Raw genomic sequence first — 18,657 nt, 5'->3', positions numbered from 1 at the left:
GGCGGTGACGGTCAAGGCGGAGGGCCGTCCGATGGACCGCCGGCGATGGAACCTTCCTTCAGTGTGGTTCACAGAGGTCCTGTGTCACCTTGAAGTTCGGTGCGCACGTTGGATGGGCTGGACTCTGCGTCGGTTTCCGCTCACCAAGGCGGTTCCGCTGGCCATCAGCCGTGGCACCACCTCTGCGGTGGAACGGCTTGAACTGTGCCTTGATCATGACGGGATCATCTCCCGGGGGGAAACCGGTGGTCTGGATACAGGTCACCGCTCCTATGGGTTGGAGACCATCGAGGCTGAACTCCAGAGCTTGCTGCCCGACCTCAACAGGATTGATCCTGCCAACAGAAGCGTTTGTGATGAACTGCTGAGCAGCCTGTCTCCACCAGCAAGATGTGCTGTCGATCTGGCGCTCTGGGATTGGTGGGGTCAGTTGTTGCAGCAACCGGTCTGGCGGTTGTTCAGCCTGGATGGCAACTGCGCTGTTGCAACGAGCGTCACCCTCGGTCTGGCTTCGGTGGAGGGAGTTCAACAGCGGCTGGAGCGCTGGTGGAAGCAACTGCCGGCCACCCGCATCAAGCTCAAGCTGGGCAGCCCAGACGGGCTTGATCACGACAGGGCACTGCTGGAGAGGGTGGCGTCGATGCTGCAGGCCCGCACGCAGGCCACGGGGGTGGTCCACGAGCTTCAGGTCGATGCCAATGGCGGCTGGACCGTGCAGCAGGCCACAGAGATGCAGTCATCGCTCATGGCTGCTGAGGTTGTTCTGCTGGAGCAACCGATTGCTGCAAGCCTTGATCCAGAGGAGGATCTTCAGGGTTTTGCGGCTTTGCGAGAACACTGCACCCTGCCGCTTGTGGCCGACGAAAGCTGCTGGGATCTCCAAGACCTGCTGCGCCTGGCTCCCCATGTCGATGGGGTCAACCTGAAGCTGCTCAAAACCGGAGGACTGACGGAAGCCTTGCTGATGGCAAGGGTGGCGAGGCGACTGGATCTTGATCTGATGGTCGGCTGTTATTCAGACAGCGCATTGCTGAACGGGGCGGCATGTCAGCTGTTGTCGCTCATCCGGTGGCCCGACCTCGACAGTCATCTCAATCTTGTTGACGACCCTTTTCAGGGGCTATCACTCGATCAAGACAAGTTGTCGCCGCCATCAGCTGCCGGTCTGGGGATCAGCCGCGATGCACAAGTTCAGGCTGATTGACTGACTTCCTGCTCTGCAAGTTCCCGCAAATACCTTCTTCTTTGTGGTGATTCGTAGCCAGTGATCTGAAAGGTCTTGACAGCCTTGCCAGGCTTTCTCCACTCCCTGTGGGGAGCTGTTTCTCTTCGATTCATTTGAATTCGGCTTATCGGTTCTCGCGCAGTGGACCCTTATGGGCTCTTCGGCGTTAAGTCATTATTGCATGGTTTTCAGGAATTCGCATTCGGGACTGTTCTGTTGCTGCGACGAACAGTCAATTCAGTTTGAAATTGTCTTGCAATTCATTGATCAAAACAACTGGCTCCGACGGCTCGATCGTCGTGGGTGTTGTTCATTCGCTGCATGAAGTCTGTTGTTCATGAGTCCTGCTGTTCATGAACAATTTTGTTTGCAGGCAATGTCTGCAGGGGGTTGGAGCAGATTACTGGAGCAGCGCCTCTCGGAAATGCGTTGCTCAAGAAAGCTGCTCATCGGTGCAATTCTTGGTTTCTTTAAGAGGTCTGATTGGACTGCGCCAGGCTCAGTCGATCATGGCTCTCCAAAAGTCTGTTGTGTAAGCAGCTTCACTCACTGCCGATGCAGCGGACTTCTGGTTCCAGAACGTTGTTCAGAAGCCGGCAAAATGAAGTAGTGCCTCCAGGGTGGCAAGGCCTAAAAGGAATGTCGCACCCAGAAAACTTGCCTCTTTCAGTCCTTTGGACATGAGCAGTGCCTCCAGAGAAACGCAGCCTTTTGAATAGAACATTAATCTGCCCAGCTGCTCGATATTCCTGAAAACACAAAAGTATTTTTTGGCGGTGAATGACAATCAAGTTTCTACAGTGTTCTGTGTCATTAATCCCGAAAACCTGCTTTTGGGCCGTCTGTTGACACAAAAGATCGTGACTTTTTATTGAGTTATTGTTTTTTGTTGCGTGGCGGTGGAGTTTCTCAGAGCAGAAATCCGAGCGTCTTGTCGTTGATCAAGTTTCAGCGTCTGTCTTTGCATCCTTGCTGCACCTAGAGCTCGACCGGCGTTGCTAGATCCAGGTTCAGCTCCGGGCCCGTTCGTTTGAGTCTTGAATCCGTCACTCAGTGCCCTGCAGGCTTCGCTACTTTGCCGCTGGTGCTGATGCAGCACGGGGGTCTGTCGTCTCTCACGGGCAAAACCGGACTGGCGATGTTGCGCCATCGAGCTGGCCCGATTGTGGCCGTCATCGATCCTGATCATGCAGGCCAGCGGCTTGACCTCGTGACGGGGATTGCAAGGTCAGTGCCTGTGGTGCGCAACCTGGCCGAAGCACTTCCCCATGGACCAGCGGCTGCTGTGATCGGTCTGGCTCCTTCAGGGGGTGGATTACCCGATGTCGTGAGAGCCGATGTGTTGGCGGCACTCCAAGCCGGTCTGTCTCTCGCCAGTGGTCTGCACAGTTATCTGAACGATGACCTAGAGCTGCAGGCAGCGCTGCACCCCGGTCGCTGGATCTGGGACCTGCGTCGTGAGCCGATCGGACTCGGCGTGGGTAAAGCCCGCGCTGCGGGACTCCCCTGTCAGCGCATCCTGGCTGTGGGAACGGACATGGCTGTCGGCAAAATGAGTGCCTGTCTGGCTGTGCATGAAGCTGCCGTTCGCGCAGGTGTGTCCTCCGCTTTTGTGGGGACCGGTCAGGCGGGAATCCTGATTAGTGGTCAGGGGGTCCCGCTTGATGCTGTGCGGGTTGATTTTGCCGCCGGTGCCGTGGAAACAGCAGTGCTTTCGGCTGCGCAGGCACTGCCGCCGGAGGGTCTGGTGCTTGTGGAAGGTCAGGGTTCGCTCTGCCACCCCGGTTCCACGGCCACCCTGCCGTTGTTGCGGGGAAGTCAGCCAACGGCGCTGATGATGGTGCATCGCGCTCGGCAGTCGACCATTGAACGGCTGCCGGATATCCCCTTACCGCCTCTGGAGCAGCTTGTTGCGATCTGCGAATCGCTGGCAGCCATCGCCCGGCCTGCCGGCAGCCCCGCAGGCCCCAAGGTGCGTGCACTGGCACTGAACACCGCACGACTGGACGATCAGGAGGCTTCGGAAGTCGTCGAGCAGTACGGCGAACGTCTGGGAATTCCCTGCAAAGATCCCATCCGCCATGGAGCGGAAGAGCTGCTTCAGGCGTTGATGACCTCTTGAGCAGGAAGGCTGCTGAATGGGGTGAAAGGGCGAGCGAGGGGATTCGAACCCCCGAATAGCGGCGCCACAAGCCGCTGCCTTAACCACTTGGCGACGCCCGCCGCGTCAGTAAGAATCTATCAATTCGCCCTGCAGTCACACCCGCATGTCTTCGCCTCGATGGCGCTGGCCTTCAGCAACAGTGGCAGCAGCTGTGCTGGTCGTGGCAGGAAGTGGTGCTGCATTGTTCCTAACCAATCCCACAAGGGCGGATTACAGGGTTTTTGCCGGGGAAACACTGGTGAAGCTGGCCACCAAGGAGATCTGCGAGCGTCAGACCCTGCCGATGGTGCTTCAGCTCTGGATCAGTGACTGTCCTCGCTTGATCGCTGACCAGGAGCAGACGCTGGCCTTGCTGGCCGACCAGTTCACCCGTCGCTGGAATCTTGGGCTGGCCAGTGTTTATGTCACGACTGTCGGTGGTCAGAACCTCTTGCCTGCCCTGAGGCTGCCGCGCTACTCAGTGACCTGCCTTGGGCTTGCAGGGCAGTTCGTTGTGCTCAAAACCGGCTCGGAGGCCGGCAAACTCGAATGAGCCCAGCACGGTTGCGTTGTCATCAGGTGAACTGAGAGCCCGCTGTCCCCGCTCACTGCTCGATCTGGGTTCCGAGCCGTCTGCCACAGCTGGTGAGGATGGGCTGATTCCCGTTGAGCTCACCTGGTCCGGCAGCAGGATCCAGTCTGTGAAGGTGATGTCTGAGGCCACGGGTCTGGTGCTGCCCAGACTGGTGGAACCCCATGCCCATCTGGACAAGGCCTTCTCCTGGAATGACTACCCCAATCCGGCGGGAACGTATTCAGGAGCACTGGCGGCCAACTTCAGGGAGCACGAGACCCGAACGGCGGCAAAGGTTGAGCAGCGTGGAGAGCGCTGTTTGCAACTGGCCTGGCAACACGGTTTACGAGCCGTGCGCAGTCACATCGACAGCCTCGGACCCGGCGCGCACTACAGCTGGGAGGTGCTCTCCGATCTGCGCACTCACTGGCGTGAACGCATTGAGCTGCAGCTGGTCGCTCTGGTGCCGATTGAGCACTGGTCAACGGCCGAGGGGGAGCACCTGGCTGCTGCTGTGGCCAAGGTGGACGGACTGATCGGCGGTGTTCTGGTACCCCCCTGCAGAGGACGGGCCACGCGCCGTGCTCTGCGTCGTCTGCTGGAGCTTGCGGATCGACACGGATGCCCGGTGGATCTGCACATTGATGAAGCAGCCTCCCAACCTGCGGAGGGCGTCCGCCAGTTGTTGCGAGTGCTTGAAAGCATGACTGTTTCGGTGCCTGTCACCTGCAGCCATGCCAGCAGCCTGTCGCTGCTGTCAGCGGGTGCACTACGGCGGCTGGGAACGCGCATGGCGCGCCAGAACCTGCAGGTGGTGGCACTGCCGCTCACCAATGGCTGGTTACTCGGTCATCGCGACAATGAAACTCCGCTGTGCAGGCCGCTGGCGCCGATCCGTCAGCTGCAACGCGCCGGAATTCCTGTGGCTGTTGGAGGTGACAACGTTCAGGATCCCTGGTATCCAGGCGGGCAGCTTGATCCCCTGGCACTGATGGCCATGAGCCTGCCGCTGGCTCAGCTCGCACCCTGGGATGACCATGGCCTGAAGCCCTTCGGAACCGATGCGACGGGTCTGATGGGTCTGGATTGGGACGGACGATTGCGCGCCGGAGCACCGGCGGACCTGATTCATCTGCCAGAGGCTGGCTGGCCGGAGTTGCTTGCGATGGCTTGCCGACGCCGGGTTCTTGCCGGTGGAGATTGGGTGCAGGATGAGGCGTAGCGCCTTCAAGACCAACTGATGCTTCCCGATGCCCTGCGAACTGAGCTGTCGGCACTCCCCGGCCTCAGGTTGTTGACGCAGCCGGAGGAACTGGAACGGTTTTCCCGCGATGCCTATGACTACTCGCCTGTGCTTCAGCAGCGTTTGGCCCATTGCCGGGCGGAGCTGGTCGTCCGGCCGGACACCGTTGAGGCGGTGGTTGGTGTGGCATCGGCCTGCCGGAGGCATCGCGTTCCTCTGACCCTGCGTGGATCGGGCACGGGCAATTACGGCCAATCCGTGCCTCTCGAGTCCGGTGTGGTGATGGTGATGACCCAGCTTCGGGCGGTACGTTCCATTGATCCGCTCAGCGGTGTCGCCGTGGCTGAGTGTGGATGTCTGCTGAAGGACCTCAACCGGGAGCTGGCTGGTTTTGACCGTCAGTTGCGTCTGATGCCGAGCACCTGGCGCAGCGCCACAATCGGTGGGTTCATTGCCGGCGGTTCGGGAGGCATCGGCTCCGTGCGCTGGGGGTTTCTTCGCGATCCCGGGCACCTGCTTGGGCTGGAGGTGGTGACTATGGAGCCAGAGCCGCGCGTTCTGCAGCTTGAGGCAAGTGATGCCGAGGCGTTGAATCATGCCTACGGCACCAACGGCATCATCACGGCACTGCGGCTGGCCACGGCACCCCGTGTTGACTGGCAGGAAGTGGTCGTGGACTGTCCGGATTGGACGACGGCCGTTGAACTGGCAAAACGCTGCAGTACAGCGGCCATCGATCTGCATCTCTGCTGCGTTCTTGAAGCAGCCGTGGTGGAGTTGCTGCCCACGTGGGATCTGCCCCCGCGCCCTTCTGATCGCCTGTTGCTGTTGGTTGCTCCCGATGCCGTCAGTACGGTTCAACGGCTGGCGACGGGGGTGGGGGCTGTTCTGACCCATCTCGGGGCCGAGGCCGATCGCCAAGGCAATGGTCTGCGGGAGCTGAGCTGGAACCACACGACGCTGCACCTGCGTCAGCGCGAGCCCGACTGGACCTATCTGCAGATGCTCCTTCCCCAACCGGAGATCGATTGTCTGGACACGCTTAAGCAGAACTGGGGAGAGGATCTGCTCTGGCACCTTGAAGCTGTCAGGCAGCAGGGAGTTCAGCGGCTCGCATCACTGCCTCTGGTGCGCTGGCGTGGCCCTGAAGCACTGGAGCAATTGATGCAGCAGTGCCGAGATCTCGGCGCGCTGATCTTCAATCCGCATGTGCTCACCGTGGAAGGTGGCGGTCTCGGCGTGGTGGATGGGGATCAGGTGGCCACCAAGCACCGTTACGACCCCGCGGGACTGCTCAATCCGGGAAAACTTGGGGGGTTCAGCAGTTGAGGCTGTCGCGGGTGGAGACACCCGTGCTGGGATTCACGCCTTCCGCGACCTGGCAGAGCCGGCGCTGATCGTCCCGGTCCAGCAGAGCGTCGCTGAAGTCAGCGCCTTCCACATCGGCTCCTGCAAAGCTGCTGCCCGCGGCGATCACTCCGATCAGGAGAGCATCGCGCAGATCAGTGCGCGTGAAGTCGGCCCGGTCCATCAGCGAATCGCTGAGGTCAGCTCCATGAAAATCAGCCTCGGCGAAAGCTCCCTGCGTGAAGATCGCTCCATGCAGGTTGGCGCCGCTGAAATCAGCACCGCGCCCAACCGCTCCGGCAAAGGAGGTGTTGGTCAACTGCTGGTCATGAAAGTCAGCGTCGCTTTGATTGGTAAGGGTGTAATCCACCCGGTCCTGAAACAGTGCCCTGTCCTGGAGGCCCACTCCCGCAGAGGTATCAAGGGCTGACACAGCAAGCGGTGTCAGCCAGGACACCACCAAGGCGAGTGCAGCAATCAGCTTGAGCAGCGATCTCATGATTCCAGCGAGGAGCTTGACGATCACTCTGCCTCCACTATGCCGTTTTCCATCAGATGGCCGATCAGATACAACGATCCTGCGATCACCGGGGCGGATTCGGGCCAGCCCTGGTCAAGCAGGTCATCGAGCGCCTGGAGAGCACTGTTCGCTGATTTCAGTTGATGAGCCTTCACTGGCAGTGCTTGCCGCAGTTGCTCCAGGCTCCAGCTGCGATGGCCTGGCACCGGCACAATCCAGGCTTCATCTTCAGATCCGAGCAGCTGTTGCAGCATCTCAGGAGCCTGTTTCTGTGCCTGGATCGCCAGGATCCAGATCTGCCGCCTGCCTCCGGCTGACCAGAGGCAGCGTTCCCTCGCCAGCACGATGGCGGCAGCTGGATTGTGTGCTCCGTCCACGCGCAGCCTGCGGCCCCGCCAGCGCATCCATTGCAGGCGACCGGGCCAGCGTGCAGCGGCGAAGCCTGAACGGATGGCTTGGTTTGAGATCGGCTCACTGCGTGTGCTCATCCACTGCAGTGCGGCTTCAGCCACAGCGCCGTTGCGTTTCTGAAAAGCCCCTGACAGGCCCAGGGTCCAGCTTTCATCCAGGGCATCGACCCACTGCAGGGTGCCGTTCATCTTCTGCACCTGTTGTTCGAGCACCATAGACACCTCCGGTTTCTGGGTTGCACTGATCACGTGAGCACCCTCACCGATGGCCGCGGCTTTCTCTGCAGCAATGGCCTGGAGGTTGGGGCCCAGATGCTCGCGGTGGTCCATGCCGATCGATGCCACCGCAATCAGGGGTCGCAAGCTGTGGGCAGTGGTGGCATCCAGCCGGCCTCCCAGCCCTGCTTCGAGAACCAGCCAGTCGGGTTTCCGGGATTCAAAGTGAAGCAGTGCAGTGCAGATCAGCTGCTCAAACGGTGTTAGGCGGCATTGGTCCGTCACCGGTCGCAGCTGCTCGAGCCTCTGTCGCAGGTCTGTAATTGCGATCAACTGGTCGTTGATGCGGATGCGTTCACACCAGCTCACCAGGTGGGGTGATGTGGTCAGGCCTGAGCGCAGTCCGGCCTCCATCAACCCATGGTGGATCAGGCAGGCGATGGATCCCTTGCCGTTGGTGCCCACGACCTGAACGGCAGGAATTGATTGCGCAGGTCGCTGCAGCTGTTCCAGAGCATTCATCATCCTGTCCAGCGACAGATCCATGCCACGCACGTCAAAGCGAGGCAGCAGATCACTCAGTTCGTGAGCTGGATGGCCAGGCCGAGCCACTCAGCTGATGCGGCTCAGGGCTCGTTCAAGCCGCGTCAGCAGCGCCTGGATCTCTCGGGCGTTGATCACCAGAGCGGGCACCATGCGCACCACCTGAGCGCCTGCGGGCACCACAAGCAGCTGTTCCTCCAGAGCTGCCTTGACAACGTCCAGAGCGGTGATTCCACAGTCCTGTCTCAGGACCAGGCCCTGAATCAGCCCCCAGCCACGCGAGCCCTCCAAAGCATCAGGGAAATGTGCCACGAGCCTGTCGAGGCCTGCATGAAGCTGGGCGCCCCGTTCGCGCACATTGCGCAGCAGATTGCGCTTTTCAATTTCGCTCGCCACCGTCAGACCGGCCTGACAGGCGAAAGGATTGCCGCCGAAGGTGCTTGCGTGGTCGCCGGGTTCGAAGACATCGGCGTGTTGTTGCACCAACAGTGCTCCCACGGCATGCCCTCCGCCCAGTCCTTTGGCCAGGGTGAGTGCATCAGGGCGAACGCCAAGCTGTTCATAACCCCAGAGCGAGCCGGTTCGGCCCATTCCCACCTGCACTTCATCGAAGATCAGCAGGATGTTGCGTTGATCGCAGTGCTTGCGAATGGCCTTCATGACCTCGGGATCACCAGGATTCACGCCTCCTTCCCCCTGAAGGGGTTCGATCAGCACTGCTGCCACGCGAGGACCATGCTGTTCGAGGCGCTCGAGCAGCTGCTCGAAATCAGCGAGATCGTTGTACCGGAAGAATTCGAAACCCTCCACCATCGGTTCAAATCCTTGGTGGTACCTGGGTTGTCCAGTGGCGCTAACGGCTGCGAGGGTGCGTCCATGAAAGCTTGCAGCAGCCGTGATGATCACGGGGCGTTCAATGCCTCGATCCAGATGGCCGTGTTTCCGAGCCAGCTTGATCGCTGCTTCATTGGCTTCAGCGCCTGAATTGCAGAAGAAGACGCTGTCTGCGCAGCTGTTGCTGACCAACCACTTCGCCAGTGCTTCCTGTTCAGGAATTTGGTAGAGATTGGAGACGTGCTGCAGCTTACGCAGCTGTCCGCTGAGAGCCTTGCGCATGGCTCTGTTGCTGTGCCCCAGCGTGCAGGTGGCGATGCCAGCCACGGCATCGAGATGGCGACGGCTTTTTTCATCCCAGACCCAACAGCCTTTTCCGCGCTGGATGGAGAGTGCGAAGCGGTTGTAGGTCCCCATCACCGCCTCGGACGGGCGCGCTGGCTCCACCATGGGTTGTTCAGGGCTGTTCCCTGGAGGCGTCAAGGACATTGTCATTGTCTCTCAAGGCACTGCCCACTTGGTCATTGTGAGCTCAATCCTGTTAGGGACCTTGAAGATCAATAGGAGCGGTCGGACTTGAACCGACAAACCCGAAGGCGGCGCATTTTGAGTGCGCTGCGTCTACCAATTCCGCCACGCTCCCGCATTTTGAGTTTAGTGGATGCAGTTCCGGGAAGCGTTTCAGGAAGAGTGCCGTTCCAGTGACGCTCCGCTGGCCGTGAGTTTCGCCTCAATGCCGGCGTAGCCGCGGTCGAGATGGTTCAGCCCACTCACCTGCGTTCTGCCCTTGGCCACCAGGCCTGCAAGCACCATGGCGGCAGAAGCGCGCAGATCGGTGCCGTTCACAGGCGCTCCACTGAGGCAGGGCACACCCTCAACCACAGCTGCGTTGCCCTGGACACGGATGGCTGCACCCATGCGCTGCAGCTCTGCAACATGCTGCATGCGGTTCTCATAAATCTTTTCGGTGATCACGCTTGTGCCCTCGGCTGTAGCCAGCAGGGACATGAACGGTGCCTGAAGATCGGTCGGGAATCCTGGGAAAGGTTGTGTGGTGATGTCAGTCCCTTTGATGAGGCCGGGTGTGATGACGATGCCATCACCATCGATCTCGAGATCGCAGCCGCAGTCGCGCAGTTTCTGAAGAACGGAGCTGAGGTGATCAGGAATCAGGGGGGCGACGCGTAATGTCGAGCGAGTGATTGCTGCAGCCAGCAAAAAGGTACCGGCTTCAATCCTGTCCGGAATCACCGTCCAGTCGCAACCGTGCAGCCGCTCTACACCTTCAACGGTGATGGATGGACCACCTGCACCACTGATGCGGGCCCCCATGGCATTCAGCAGGTTGGCCAGGTCCTGAACTTCAGGCTCCTGAGCAGCGTTTTCAATCACACTGGTCCCTTCCGCCAGGCTTGCGGCCATCAGAATTGTTTCAGTGGCGCCGACGCTGGGGCAGTCGAGAACGATCGAGGCACTGGTGAGGCGATTGCGTCCTCCTGCGACTGAGGCTGACACCACGCCATGGTCAACGCTGACCACAGCGCCGAGAGCTTTTAAGCCGCGGATGTGTTCCACAACAGGACGCGCGCCGATCCGACATCCTCCGGGCAGGGGGACCCTGGCATGACCCATGCGAGCGAGGATCGAGCCGATCGCGAAAAAGCTTGCTCTGAGACCGTTGACCAGTTCGTAGGGAGGTTCAGCGCTGGTGAGCTTGGAGGCCTGAAGCTGGACTGTCTCACCACTGCGCCGAACTTTCACGCCCATCGAGACCAGGATGCTCTCCATGCCATCGATGTCGGTCAGAGGAGGGACATTGTTGAGAGTGAGTGTGTCCTCCGTCAGCAGAGACGCGGTCATCAGAACAAGGGCGGAATTCTTGGCGCCGCTGACGCGCAATTCTCCATGCAGCTTGTTTCCGCCCTGGATCTCAAGATGAGGTTTGAGAACGTCTTGAGACGCGGGCGCCGCGGCTGCCATCCCTGTTATTTCTTGCCGAATGCTTATCTTGACGAGTATGCCTGAGACCGTCTAGACGGCCGGCCCCCAAACTGTCTTGGCGAATCTCACGTTGTCCGAGTGCCGATGTCGTATGTTTCACGGGTCGCTTTGCGACGCACGCCAGCGGATGTGGCGGAATTGGTAGACGCGCTAGTTTCAGGTACTAGTGGCAGCAATGTCGTGGGAGTTCAAGTCTCCCCATCCGCATCAAATCAGTTGATAAAACTGGGGTCTTCAATAAGGCGAGCTTGTCGGCACACAGTATGTAGCTTTTGACAATTGCTAGATAAAGTGCACCGCTATTTATTACTCTTAATCAGACTTCCTATCCTTAATAATATTGATGGCTAGTCGTATCAGCTAGGCACGCTAACGAACAGTCTTGTGACAGTGGAGAAGAGTTGAAAGTTCATCAGTCGTTGCCTTGGCTGGTGTCTCGCCGAGTCTTGTCTAATCTTGTATCAGATGTATTGGTTGCAACCCTTTGCACTATCGGGATCAGGTTGTGTTGTTCCTCAAAGCCAACAGATCGCGTGTGAGATTGAGAGGCCGCTCTCAATAAGGACCTGTTGTTGAGAATAAGTCAGGACTGCTGTTGGTTAGTATTTATTATTGCTGCCCAGCTCTCAGCCCGGTCGGATCAGCTAATTGCCTTGACTGGTAAGCAGTAATCATCCTTCTCTAGAAGCGCTTTCTGCATTTCTGGGGCTGTGCAGAAGGCGCGGGGGTTCGAGCTGGGCCAAGGCCAATGGAAAGGCCCTCAGATAGTTTTGTTGAACATTGATGGCAATTGACCAGGGCTAAGAGTGATCATCAACAGGCTGGGTGAATGAACAAAGAACAGTATCTTAGATATGTCATCATCCTGGCGATTGCTGCTGCAGTAGTCATTTTTAATCAGCAAAAGAACAAAGAATCTCCTAATGGAATGCAATCTTCGAAAGATATAAGAAGCGAATTGAAATCGTAGGGCATCGTCTTAATATTTTGCCAAATACGATCTTTTCTGATCCGTTTCAAGGATTGCCTTGATGAAACCTTTGCGTTATGGGTTCACCCAGCCTCTGCAGGAGATCAGGCTGTGCTCTTTGTTGATTAGTAATTGGTTGAAATTGCAATTATCTTGCAGAGACTTTATTATCAGATTCAGTCTGTGAAAAAGGGAGTTGGGGCCAATCGTTATCTGTCCCAATCAGTCTTTTTCCATGTCTTTTTGGTTGTGAATACCAGTAAGCTGGTAGCGGCGGACACGATTGCTATTGAAAGCAGGATTTGCAGGAATGAATTGGTAATGGCCAGTCTTGTGAAGATATAGCTGATTAAAAAGTAACTGCCGATGAAAAGGACTGTTCCAATAAGTATGTAGTACCCCATTCTTGCTTCCACTCTAAACATCGTCATGGCTAGGACTTGATGATTTAATCAAAGATAGTCAGAAAATATGTTGTGAGCCACGTCTGGCCTGCATTCCACTGATGGGCCGCTTGCGTGTACATCCAACACTGCCGCCCGGTTCGTCCTGAAAGTGCAGGCTTGCCCGTCAGGCTCTCTGCTGCGTTGATTGCTGTTGCACACAGATTGAGCGGTTTTTGTCAAAATCCATGCGACAGCTACATTGAAAAAAACACGTTCAATCAATGCGGAAATTATCAGTATTCCTTCTAGTGCTGGGGCTAATCAGTTGCAGTAACCCATTGCAGACTTACGGAACAAAGCAGGAAGCGGAAAGCGCCTGCAGTCAATGGGAAAGTGAAGAGAAGAAGCTGTTTGAGGTTAAATACATTGAGTGGGGAGAAGAAGAGGATTGGGTCAATAAGCCAGCGGTTAATGTAGACAGCGTCATCACGTCTCGCTATTGCTTGGAGGAAGATAATACGAGCCAGATTATTGGTTTTGAGAATGGAGAGATTCAGAATGAAACTTTTGAAGACGCAGACGGAAAGCGTGGTGAGTGGAAAATTGTAGAGCATTTTCATTACAAATAAAGCTTTTCATCTGCTTGGGTTAATCTTTTGCCAGCAGATATTTCCTGCTTTTCTTGCGAAGCAGAGAAAAATTGGCAGAAGCTAAGTGAAGCTTTAGTTTTTATAGTGCTATCAAGATGTTGGTAAAATGTTTATTTGCCTCGAAAATATGCTGTAGCCCTGAAAGAGTATAGACAGTAATAGTGAGCAGGACTATCTTGAGCAGAGAAGGCTTTAACCGTTGCCCATGATTGTTCTGAAGATCTCCAACTCATCAGAGGTTGTGGCATCAAAAGTGGGAAAGTTTCTGGAAGCTCTCACTCCAGACAAGGTTGATCAGGCCGCAGTCGAAGATCAGGTCATCAAGAAACTGGTTGAGAACCTCTCAGCCGAAGGAATCAAGGGAGAAATTGCCTCAGTCAACGGTGTTGATATTGAGGGCAGCGAACTCAGCCTTCACGATGGATTGAAAGTGCGCAAGCACACCAGCTTCTGAGGTGAACGAGGTTCAAGGATCGGGCGTTGATCTGATCACCAGTCGTCGAAATCCCCTTGTTCGGCGTCTTCGCTCTCTGGCGACGTCCTCGGGACGTCAGCAGGACGGTCATCTCCTGCTTGAAGGAACCCATCAGGTCCAGGAACTGCTGTCGCAGCCAAGACGGAACGCCGATCCTGTCAAGGTGATCGCCACACCCGCCTGGCTGAATTCGCATCAGCATCTGATTGATCGGCTGGCGGGTCAGATCGCTCTTCAGCCGATGGCTGATGAAGCCCTCAGAGCAGCCCTGTCAACGGTTAACCCCGACGGTGTTGCCTGTTTGTGGCCGATCGCCCGGCTGCCGGTGTCCGCTGAAGCCCCTTCGTTTGTGCTGGCGCTCGATCGCGTGCAGGACCCCGGCAATGTGGGCACATTGCTGCGCACCGCATTGGCAGCCGATGTCGAAGAGGTCTGGCTTGCGGCCGGCGCTGATCCTCTTGCTCCAAAAGTGGTGCGATCCGCTGCCGGAGCAGTGCTGCGCCTGCCGCTCAAGCGGCTGGGTCCCACCGATGCAGTCGGCGTTGAGCAGTTGACCGACATGCTCAACGCAGCCCGTGATCGTGGCCTTCAGGTGGTGGCGGCGCTGGTGCCTGATTCAGGGGCTGGAATGCCCGTGATTCCCTATTGGCAGCTGGATTGGTGCCGACCCACCGTGTTGCTGCTCGGCAATGAGGCGGCGGGGCTGCATCCATCGCTGCAGGCCTGCTGCAGCCACGGGGTCACACTTCCGCACAGCAGCCAGGTTGAGTCCCTCAACGTGGCCTCTGCAGCAGTTCCTCTCCTTTTGGAACGCCGGCGGGCGACAATGACTGTCTCCATGCAGCTTTCCGGGTGAGCGACGCCAGTTTCGACTTCGATGTGATCGTGATCGGTGCCGGTTATGGCGGTTTCGACGCGGCCAAGCATGCCGCTGATCACGGCCTGAAGGTGGCGATCGTTGAGTCACGCGACATGGGCGGAACCTGCGTCAATCGCGGTTGTGTGCCCTCCAAAGCTCTGCTGGCCGCCTCAGGCCGGGTGCGGGAACTTGCCGATGCCAAGCACCTGTCCAGTTTCGGTATTCATGCCGCACCCGTGCGTTTCGAACGTCAGAAAATCGCCGATCATGCCAATGATCTGGTGGCAGCGATCCGCAGCAACCTCACCAAGACCCTTGAGAGGGCTGGTGTCACCATCATCCGCGGTCAGGGACGTCTGGATGCTTCACAGAGGGTCGGAGTCCGTGAGATCAGTGGTGTCGACAGGACTCTCTCGGCTCGTGATGTGATTATCGCCACCGGGTCCGATCCTTTCGTTCCGCCCGGTATCGAAACGGATGGACGCAGTGTGTTCACCAGCGATGAGGCCGTGAACCTGGAATGGCTTCCACGCTGGATCGCCATTATCGGCAGCGGGTACATCGGTCTGGAGTTCGCCGACGTGTACACCGCGCTCGGATGCGAGGTGACCATGATCGAGGCCCTGGACCGGGTGATGCCCACTTTCGATCCAGACATCGCCAAGCTTGCCGCTCGCAAGCTGATTGACAGCCGCGACATCGATGCCCGCTCCGGCGTGCTGGCCAAGTCAATCAAGCCAGGCTCACCCACTGTGATCGAGTTGGTGGATATGCAGACCCGTGAACCCGTTGAGACCCTGGAGGTCGATGCAGTGTTGGTGGCCACGGGTCGTGTTCCCAGCAGCAAGGGGCTCAATCTCGAGGCCTTGGGTGTTGAAACCAACAGGGGATTCGTCCCCATCGACGACGGCATGCGCGTTCTTGCCGGTGGCCAGCCGGTGTCTCACCTGTGGGCTGTCGGTGATGTGACCGGCAAGCTGATGCTGGCCCACACCGCCGCTGCTCAGGGCACGGTGGCGGTGGACAACATCCTTGGCCACACCCGTGAGATCGACTACCGCAGTATTCCTGCAGCCACGTTCACACACCCGGAAATCAGTTCCGTCGGTCTCAGTGAAGCTGATGCCAAGCAGCAATCAGCCGATCAGGGTTTTGAGCTCGGAGTGGTTCGCAGCTACTTCAAGGCCAACTCCAAAGCTCTGGCCGAACTGGAGAGTGATGGTCTGATGAAGCTGCTCTTCAACAAGCTCACCGGTGAGGTTCTCGGAGCTCATATTTACGGTCTTCATGCCGCCGATCTGATTCAGGAGGTCTCCAACGCGGTGGCCCGTCGTCAGAGTGTGCGCCAGCTGGCCACCGAAGTGCATACCCACCCGACCCTCAGCGAAGTCGTTGAAGTGGCTTACAAGCAAGCCGCCGCCTCCCTCACTGCCGCTGCCTGATCCCACCCCGCTATTCCTTACATGGAGATCCGTCGTCGTCCGCCCAACCCCAAGGTTCAGGTTGCTCATCTCGAATATGCAATTCCTCATCAGGAGAGTGAGCCTCGCAACATCCTGGAGAAAATCGTCTGGGAGAAGGATCGGGAAATCGAGGTCGCGCGTCAGCGCATGCCGCTTGCTCAGCTGAAAGCACGTGTTGCTGAACTGCCTGGCTCAAGAGATTTTTTGGGAGCTCTGCGTTCGGCTCCGGTTCTTCCAGCCGTGATCGCTGAGGTCAAAAAGGCAAGCCCCAGCAAAGGGGTGATTCGTGAGGATTTCGATCCTGAGGCGATCGCACGCTCCTATGTGGCCGGTGGTGCCAGCTGCCTGTCTGTGTTGACCGACAAGACCTTCTTCCAAGGTGGTTTTGATGTGCTGGTCGCCGTGCGGGAAGCCGTGGATGTGCCGTTGCTCTGCAAAGACTTCATCCTCAGCCCCCACCAGCTGTATCAGGCACGTGCCGCCGGCGCTGATGCAGCACTGTTGATCGCCGGCATTCTCACGGATCAGGATCTCACCTATCTGCAGAAAGTGGCCGCGGCGATCAGACTCACGGTTCTGGTGGAAGTGCACGACGAGCAAGAACTGCAGCGGGTTCTCGCTCTTGGTGGTTTCCCATTGATTGGAGTCAACAACAGGGATCTCACCAGTTTTGAGACCGACCTCTCCACTACAGAGCAACTAGCCAAACAGTTTGAAAACGACTTGAAGGCCCAGGGCGCGTTGCTCGTGAGTGAGTCGGGTCTGTTCCTGCGAGCGGATCTCGATCGTGTGCAAACTGCCGGTGCTGCCGCAGTGTTGGTGGGAGAAGCACTGATGCGTCAGGAGAATGTTGAGCAAGGTCTGCGCACACTGATCTCCGGCTGAGTCACTGCCGCTCTGATCTTCCCCCAGGCGAAGCAATCACAGCGGTCGCCACTCCGATCACACTGTTCAGCGGTACCTTTCCGAACTGTCGGCTGTCAGTGCTGGCTGCAGGGTTATCGCCCCTGAGCTCAAGCCAGTCACCGTTCGATTGCCAGACACGTTTTGTGAGCACCAGATTGGTGTCATTGGGGTGACGGCAGATCACCACACTTCCGGGTGATGGAGATTTGCCGCTTTTCGGCAACATCTTCACAAGCAGGCGTTGTCCGGGGGGAAAACTCGGCAGCATTGAGTTCCCCTCCACCTGGAACAGTCTTCGCCTCCCCAAAAAAAACAGCAGCAGGTCCTTGAGACCCGCCGCTGGCAGTGGGGTGTTCACAGAGGTTCACCCAAATGATGAGGCACTCAGGATGCGGTGACCCAGGCGTCGTTACGCCCTTTCGACTTCCAGAACATGCCATGGATTTTTTCAACGGCAGCCATCAGCTCCTCCGCTTTGCCCTGATCGATGTTGACCTTGCAGGCACTGCAGAGCTTGGCTGCTTTCCAGAATGTGTCATGCAGATCGGGGAAGGTGGCCAGATGATCGGGCTTGAAATAATCCGTCCAGAGGATCATCAGCTCTTTCTTGGCCTTGGTGGCCTCCTCTTCCTTGATCGCCACGTAGCGGGAAAACGTGTTGTTGTAGGTGGCAAGGGCAGCCGCGTCGCCTGCCGCTGTAGCCTCGATGGCCTTGAGCTTCTTGGTCATCGAAAGAACAGCTTCCGCTGCAACACGCGCTGAAGCCGGGTCATAGACCCCACAAGGACCGTCGCAGTGGGCTTGTGCTGCTTCAGCTGGTAGTGCGCGAAAGATGGCTGAGAGTGCCGTGCGGAACATGTGGGTGGATGGTCAACTGCCGTTCTCTCAGCCTAACTGGCACTCAAGACTTGATGTCGAGCAACTCGACCTCAAAGATCAAAGTGGCGTTCGGCGGAATCACGCCGCCGGCTCCGCGCGTGCCGTAACCGAGTTCAGGCGGGATGACCAGTTTGCGCTTGCCGCCCACTTTCATGCCCTGGACACCTTCATCCCAACCCTTGATCACCTGGCCGCGTCCCAGGGGGAAGGAGAAGGGTTTGCCGCGGTCATAGCTGGCATCGAACTGTTTTCCGTTCTCCAGTGTTCCTCGGTAATGCACCACAACGGTCTGACCGGCGGTGGCCTCAGGCCCGGAGCCGACTTCAAGGTCAGTGATACGAAGTCCGCTGGCCAGAATCTGAGTTTTGTCGGCGCTCATGGGGCCTCCGAGAGCCGAGGCATCGGCTTGGTTGGAATCTGGGGCCATGGCGAAAAGGGTGGGATTGGTCTCATCGGGATCCAGTTCCATCGGACTGGATGCGGTGGTCAGACCGGCGGTCTTGACGATGGCCGGCTGCGCTGCCGGCGCTGCAGCGATCACGGTGGAGGGAGCCACGATCTGACTCACAAGAGCCACGATCAGGCAGGCCACGCAGACCGCGGAACTGATCAGAATGTCTCGCACTGGAGGTCCGTTCATTCCTGTCGATTCTGGCAGGCTCAGTCCTGTCGCTCACGCTGGCGAACCTGTTGCTCGAGTCGGTCGATACGACCGCGCAGTTCATCAAGTTCCTTCTGACTGGCCAGACCCAGATCCTGAAGCAGGTTGTCGCGGTTGCGCTCGAGATTGCGTCCCATTTGCTGCTCAAGCTCTGGAGTCTCGCCGCGCAGAGCCTTCAGGACGTCATCCACGAGTGCGGAGGCATGACTCGCGTCCAGGCGCCCACTGCTGACCCATTCCTGGGTCACATAACGCAGCCGGTCGGTCACCAGTGTTGTGGTTCCCAGGCCACGCAGCAGCAATTGCTGGAGGGGATTAGCGGTCTCCATTGAGAATCGCAGTTCAGTCTGAT

19 protein-coding genes and 3 tRNA genes are annotated in these 18,657 nt (G+C 58.0%); 11 read left to right on the top strand and 11 right to left on the bottom strand.

The features are described from left to right. Positions 1-112: 112 nt before the first annotated feature. Positions 113-1,204, top strand: coding sequence for a dipeptide epimerase (locus SIB83_RS03490; RefSeq protein WP_413406546.1), 1,092 nt, complete (start codon positions 113-115; stop codon positions 1,202-1,204). Positions 1,205-1,811: 607 nt separating this feature from the next. Here the strand turns inward: SIB83_RS03490 and SIB83_RS03485 are convergent. Beyond that, complete coding sequence (locus tag SIB83_RS03485) at positions 1,812-2,012, bottom strand: hypothetical protein (protein WP_413403655.1); 201 nt, start codon at positions 2,010-2,012, stop codon at positions 1,812-1,814. A 303-nt stretch (positions 2,013-2,315) separates the two neighbouring features. Here SIB83_RS03485 and SIB83_RS03480 point away from each other — a divergent pair, with 303 nt between their 5' ends. Beyond that, complete coding sequence (locus SIB83_RS03480) at positions 2,316-3,347, top strand: DUF1611 domain-containing protein (protein WP_413747277.1); 1,032 nt, start codon at positions 2,316-2,318, stop codon at positions 3,345-3,347. Positions 3,348-3,375: 28 nt separating this feature from the next. Here SIB83_RS03480 and SIB83_RS03475 read toward each other — a convergent pair. Next, positions 3,376-3,448: transfer RNA gene (locus SIB83_RS03475), tRNA-His, on the bottom strand. A gap of 44 nt (positions 3,449-3,492) precedes the next feature. Here SIB83_RS03475 and SIB83_RS03470 point away from each other — a divergent pair. Genes SIB83_RS03470 through SIB83_RS03460 form a run of 3 tightly spaced genes read left to right on the top strand, consistent with a single transcriptional unit; the run spans position 3,493 to position 6,514 of the window. Continuing rightward, positions 3,493-3,921: a DUF4359 domain-containing protein gene (locus SIB83_RS03470; protein ID WP_413403654.1), complete on the top strand. Its 429-nt coding sequence runs from the start codon at positions 3,493-3,495 to the stop codon at positions 3,919-3,921. A gap of 16 nt (positions 3,922-3,937) precedes the next feature. Next, positions 3,938-5,164, top strand: coding sequence for an amidohydrolase family protein (locus SIB83_RS03465; protein ID WP_413746794.1), 1,227 nt, complete (start codon positions 3,938-3,940; stop codon positions 5,162-5,164). Positions 5,165-5,182: 18 nt separating this feature from the next. Continuing rightward, positions 5,183-6,514 (top strand): FAD-binding oxidoreductase, encoded by a 1,332-nt coding sequence (locus SIB83_RS03460; RefSeq protein ID WP_413746793.1) that lies wholly within the window; start codon positions 5,183-5,185, stop codon positions 6,512-6,514. On the opposite strand, the gene SIB83_RS03455 is transcribed toward SIB83_RS03460, so the two are convergent. The 5 genes from SIB83_RS03455 to murA all read right to left on the bottom strand — a co-directional run bounded on the left by SIB83_RS03455 (position 6,504) and on the right by murA (position 11,035). Then, positions 6,504-7,031, bottom strand: a complete 528-nt coding sequence (locus tag SIB83_RS03455) for a pentapeptide repeat-containing protein (protein WP_413746792.1) — start codon at positions 7,029-7,031, stop codon at positions 6,504-6,506. The genes SIB83_RS03460 and SIB83_RS03455 overlap by 11 nt on opposite strands. 23 nt (positions 7,032-7,054) lie before the next feature. Further along, positions 7,055-8,224 (bottom strand): bifunctional folylpolyglutamate synthase/dihydrofolate synthase, encoded by a 1,170-nt coding sequence (locus tag SIB83_RS03450; RefSeq protein WP_413747276.1) that lies wholly within the window; start codon positions 8,222-8,224, stop codon positions 7,055-7,057. 66 nt (positions 8,225-8,290) lie between these two features. Beyond that, positions 8,291-9,505: an aspartate aminotransferase family protein gene (locus tag SIB83_RS03445; RefSeq protein ID WP_413746791.1), complete on the bottom strand. Its 1,215-nt coding sequence runs from the start codon at positions 9,503-9,505 to the stop codon at positions 8,291-8,293. Positions 9,506-9,616: 111 nt separating this feature from the next. Further along, a tRNA-Leu gene (locus SIB83_RS03440) sits at positions 9,617-9,698 on the bottom strand. A gap of 38 nt (positions 9,699-9,736) precedes the next feature. Further along, on the bottom strand, positions 9,737-11,035 hold the full coding sequence (murA, locus tag SIB83_RS03435) for a UDP-N-acetylglucosamine 1-carboxyvinyltransferase (protein WP_413403649.1): 1,299 nt from the start codon (positions 11,033-11,035) through the stop codon (positions 9,737-9,739). 144 nt (positions 11,036-11,179) lie between these two features. Here murA and SIB83_RS03430 point away from each other — a divergent pair. The 6 genes from SIB83_RS03430 to trpC all read left to right on the top strand — a co-directional run bounded on the left by SIB83_RS03430 (position 11,180) and on the right by trpC (position 16,744). Further along, positions 11,180-11,263: transfer RNA gene (locus SIB83_RS03430), tRNA-Leu, on the top strand. Between the two features lie 1,487 nt (positions 11,264-12,750). Continuing rightward, positions 12,751-13,041: a hypothetical protein gene (locus tag SIB83_RS03425; RefSeq protein ID WP_413403648.1), complete on the top strand. Its 291-nt coding sequence runs from the start codon at positions 12,751-12,753 to the stop codon at positions 13,039-13,041. A 226-nt stretch (positions 13,042-13,267) separates the two neighbouring features. After that, positions 13,268-13,516, top strand: a complete 249-nt coding sequence (locus tag SIB83_RS03420) for a hypothetical protein (protein WP_413403647.1) — start codon at positions 13,268-13,270, stop codon at positions 13,514-13,516. Position 13,517: 1 nt separating this feature from the next. Beyond that, complete coding sequence (locus tag SIB83_RS03415; protein WP_413746790.1) at positions 13,518-14,393, top strand: TrmH family RNA methyltransferase; 876 nt, start codon at positions 13,518-13,520, stop codon at positions 14,391-14,393. Then, complete coding sequence (gene lpdA, locus SIB83_RS03410; protein ID WP_413746789.1) at positions 14,390-15,838, top strand: dihydrolipoyl dehydrogenase; 1,449 nt, start codon at positions 14,390-14,392, stop codon at positions 15,836-15,838. The genes SIB83_RS03415 and lpdA overlap by 4 nt, the downstream gene beginning before the upstream one ends. Before the next feature lie 21 nt (positions 15,839-15,859). After that, positions 15,860-16,744: an indole-3-glycerol phosphate synthase TrpC gene (gene trpC, locus SIB83_RS03405; protein WP_413746788.1), complete on the top strand. Its 885-nt coding sequence runs from the start codon at positions 15,860-15,862 to the stop codon at positions 16,742-16,744. A gap of 1 nt (position 16,745) precedes the next feature. On the opposite strand, the gene sodX is transcribed toward trpC, so the two are convergent. From sodX to SIB83_RS03385, 4 genes are read right to left on the bottom strand one after another with little or no spacing between them, the layout of a single operon-like run. Next, entirely contained in the window at positions 16,746-17,123 is a 378-nt protein-coding gene (sodX, locus tag SIB83_RS03400; protein WP_413403643.1) for a nickel-type superoxide dismutase maturation protease, read from the bottom strand. A 26-nt stretch (positions 17,124-17,149) separates the two neighbouring features. Further along, entirely contained in the window at positions 17,150-17,623 is a 474-nt protein-coding gene (gene sodN / locus SIB83_RS03395; RefSeq protein WP_413746787.1) for a superoxide dismutase, Ni, read from the bottom strand. A gap of 43 nt (positions 17,624-17,666) precedes the next feature. Further along, positions 17,667-18,269 (bottom strand): FKBP-type peptidyl-prolyl cis-trans isomerase, encoded by a 603-nt coding sequence (locus SIB83_RS03390; RefSeq protein ID WP_413406540.1) that lies wholly within the window; start codon positions 18,267-18,269, stop codon positions 17,667-17,669. Between the two features lie 35 nt (positions 18,270-18,304). Continuing rightward, positions 18,305-18,634, bottom strand: a complete 330-nt coding sequence (locus SIB83_RS03385) for a phasin family protein (protein WP_413403641.1) — start codon at positions 18,632-18,634, stop codon at positions 18,305-18,307. Positions 18,635-18,657: the final 23 nt, after the last annotated feature.

This window comes from Synechococcus sp. MIT S9507 (assembly GCF_047304715.1).
Taxonomy (GTDB): Bacteria; Cyanobacteriota; Cyanobacteriia; order PCC-6307; family Cyanobiaceae; genus Synechococcus_C.
This window is presented reverse-complemented; position numbering and strand designations above follow the sequence as displayed.